2 protein-coding genes are annotated in these 3,664 nt (G+C 65.6%); both read left to right on the plus strand.

Features of this window, described 5'->3' with window-relative positions:
- On the plus strand, nucleotides 1-522 hold a 522-nt coding region (locus tag ACE3UY_RS20315; RefSeq protein ID WP_374689305.1), incomplete at its 5' end, for a ribose-phosphate diphosphokinase.
- A 48-nt stretch (nucleotides 523-570) separates the two neighbouring features.
- On the plus strand, nucleotides 571-3,664 hold a 3,094-nt coding region (locus tag ACE3UY_RS20320; RefSeq protein WP_374689306.1), incomplete at its 3' end, for a preprotein translocase subunit SecA.

Genomic DNA, 3,664 nt, shown 5'->3' on the forward strand with positions numbered 1-3,664 from the left:
ATACCGGGCGACGCGCTGAGCGCGCAGCACCTTATCTGTAACTACATCAGCCGCAAGAAGCTGAACGCCACCGTCGTCACCACCGACCTGGGCTTTGCCAAGGGCGGCCGGAACTTCGCCGCCTCGCTGGGCTTTCCGCTGGCTTTCGTGGAGAAGCGCCGGGTGGACAGCGCCACCGGCCGCGAGGCGCTGACGCTCATCGGCAGCGTCGCCGGGCGGGACGTGATCATCGTGGATGATCTGGTCGATACGGCCGGGTCGGTGGAGCAGGCGGTCAACGTCGTCCGGCAGAATGGAGCCAAGGATGTCTATCTGGCCTTCACCCATGCCGTGCTCTCGCCGCCGGCCCTGGAGCGGCTGGCGGCGGCCGATCTCAAAGAGATCATCATGACCGACACGCTGCCCATCGACCCGGCGCAACGGCTGCCCAACATGACCATCCTGACCGTCGCCGAACTACTGGGCGAAGTCATCATGCGCTCGCACGAGGGGCGCAGCGTGGGCGAGTTGTTTAACGAATAACTAGCGGCGGCCACGTTTTCGGGCCGCGCGCATATAATAGATGTCGCCATGTTCAAAAAACTAGTTTCCAGCATCGTCGGTGACCCGAACAAGAAGATCATCAATAACCTGCGCCCCACGGTGGCGGCCATTAGCGAACTGGAGGCCGCGCTAAAGGGAGTGCCGGATGAGGTGCTGCGCGAGCGTACCGCTACCCTGAAAGAGCGGGTGGGCGGCGGCGCGTCGCTCGATGACGTGCTGCCGGAGGCGTTCGCCCTCGTCCGCGAGGCGTCGCGCCGCAGCATCGGCCTGCGCCACTATGACGTGCAGCTCATGGGCGGCATATTGCTCCACCAGGGCGAAGTGGTCGAGATGCGTACCGGCGAGGGCAAGACGCTCGTCGCCACGCTGCCGCTCTACCTGAACGCGCTGGCCGGCCAGGGCGTTCACCTGGTCACGGTCAACGAGTACCTGGCCCGGCGCGACGGCGGCTGGATGGGCCAGGTGTTCCACATGCTCGGCCTGTCCGTCGGCGTCATCGGCCCGCTCCAGTTCTCGGCCCTCTTTGACCCGGAATACGTCAACCCCGGTGCGGAACTGGAGGATGAGCGGCTGGTGCACTGGCGGCCGTGCACCCGCCAGCAGGCCTACCAGGCCGACATCACCTATGGCATCAGCAGCGAGTTTGGCTTCGACTACCTGCGCGACAACATGGCGACGAGCAAAGATCAACTGGTGCAGCGCAGCCTCCACTACGCCATCATCGACGAGGTGGACAATATCCTCATCGACGAGGCGCGGACGCCCCTCATCATCTCTGGCCCGGCGGCGCGCTCCGGCAGCGACTACGTGCGCTTCGCCGACTACGTGCGCCGGCTGCGGGCCAACACGGCCGACGAAGAGGAGGAGCCGAACGGCCACTATGACATCGATGAGAAGAGCCGCAGCATCAGCCTGACCGAAATGGGCATCGCCGAGATCGAACGGCGCATTACTGAGCTTGACACTGAGGCCGGGGACAACCTCTACGACCCGCGCTTCTACCACCTGACCTACTATCTCGACAATGCCCTGCGCGCCCAATACCTGTTCAAGCGCGACGTGGATTACGTCGTTCAGGGGGACGAGGTCATCATCGTTGACGACTTCACCGGCCGCCTCATGCCCGGCCGCCGCTACTCCGACGGCCTGCACGAAGCCATCGAGGCCAAGGAGGGCGTCAACGTCAAGCGCGAGACGGTCACGGTGGCGACCATCACCCTGCAGAACTACTTCCGCCTCTATGACAAGCTGGCCGGTATGACCGGTACGGCGCTGACCGATGCTGAAGAGTTCGACAAAATCTATGAGTTGGGCGTCACCCCGCTGCCGACCAACGTTGAGTACATTGTCGACACCGGCCAGATGCCGCTGGAGACGCGCAAGGAGAAGATGGACGGCGCGGAGGCTACCGTCTACGTGCGACCAGGGACGGGCGAGCCGGTCTACTACAAGCGGCTCGACTATCCCGACCAGGTCTACGGCACGTCGCCGGCCAAAGACCAGGCCATCATCAATGAGATCAAGCGCGTCCACGCGACGGGGCGGCCCATTCTGGTCGGCACAACCTCGGTCGAGCACTCCGAGACCATCTCCCGCTTGCTGGATAGCGAGCGCATCCCCCACGCGGTGCTGAATGCTAAGATACATCAGTCCGAGGCGCTCGTCGTCGCCCAGGCCGGCCGGCCCGGCGCGGTGACCATCTCGACCAACATGGCCGGCCGCGGCACCGACATCCTGTTGGGCGGCAACGCCGAGGGGCTGGCGGCCGAGGCGCTGGAAAAGGAGATGTTCGACCGGCCGATGCTTGGGCAATTGGCCGTGAAACTGGTGACCGAGGGCGAGGAAGCGGCGCGCGATGTGGCGCGCAAGAGCAACCGGCTGACCGAGGATCTGGTCGATGCCCTGCTGGAGACGCGCGCCCGTTTTGATGCCGCGCTGGTGGAGATCGAGCAGGTGCAGATCATTGGCTACCTGGCGCGGACGCTCCAGGAGCCATACGGCATTGACTACAACGATCTGCTGAACACGTTGCGGCTGGCGCGCGCCGGCCAGCTGGCCGAGGCGCGGGCTTTCGTCGAAGGGCTGGACAAAGATGTCGCCCTGGTGGACGAGATCATGCGCCGCTGGAACGAGCTGGTGCGCTACCAGAACGTCCACGCTGACGAGAAGCACCTGGCCCAATTCCTGGCCGAGGAGACGTTCGAGCGCCACTACAACGCCCGCGCCGCGCTCATCCGCGCCGTCCTGGGCGAGCGGCTGAACGAGGCGCAACAACTGGCGGCCGACATCCCCGGCCTGGGGCCGCAACACATCACCCGTATCCAGGAGTTGCGCGAACAGGCGCGGCGCGACAAGGAAAACATCTGGCGGCTGGGTGGGCTGCACGTCGTCGGGTCGGAGCGGCACGAGTCGCGGCGCATCGACAACCAGTTGCGTGGCCGCGCCGCCCGCCAGGGCGACCCCGGCTCGTCGCGCTTCTTCCTGTCGCTGGAGGACGACCTGATGCGGCGCTTCGGCGGCGAGCGGCTGAAGGGCTTCATGTCCCGCACCAACTTGCCGGAAGACATGCCCATCGAGGCGGGCCTTCTCGACCGGATCATCGAAAGCTCGCAGGAGCGTGTCGAGGGGTACAACTTCGACATGCGCAAGAACGTCGTCGAGTACGACGACGTGATGAGCAAGCAGCGCCAGGCCGTTTACGCCGAGCGGCGGACGCTCCTGATGGGCGGGGAGGTCGACCTGGACGAGAAGGTGGACGCCGCCTTCGACCAGGCTGTCGAGGAGCTGATCGACCACTACGTCGACGACTACGCCGGCTTTATCCGCGGCGAGGTCGAGCGGGTGGTGGGCGACTTCACGACGGACGCGACAAACACGGTCAACGTGGCCGCCGTGGTGCGCCGGCTGGGCCCTCTGCTGCCGCTGATGGCCGACATCGACCGGGCAGAGCTGGAGAACAGCTCGCCGGAGCGGCTGACGAGCCGGCTGGTGGCGTTGGCTCACGAGCAGGAGCGGCAGGGCACGAACCTGCTCCAGCTACTTCAGGCGATGGGGCGCTTCCTGCCATTGATCCCGCCCGTGCCCAACCTGGGCGCGCTGGCGACGCACAAGAGCGGCCAGC

Origin of the sequence: Promineifilum sp. (SeqCode) (assembly GCF_041918635.1) — a bacterium.
Classification (GTDB): Bacteria; Chloroflexota; Anaerolineae; order Promineifilales; family Promineifilaceae; genus Promineifilum.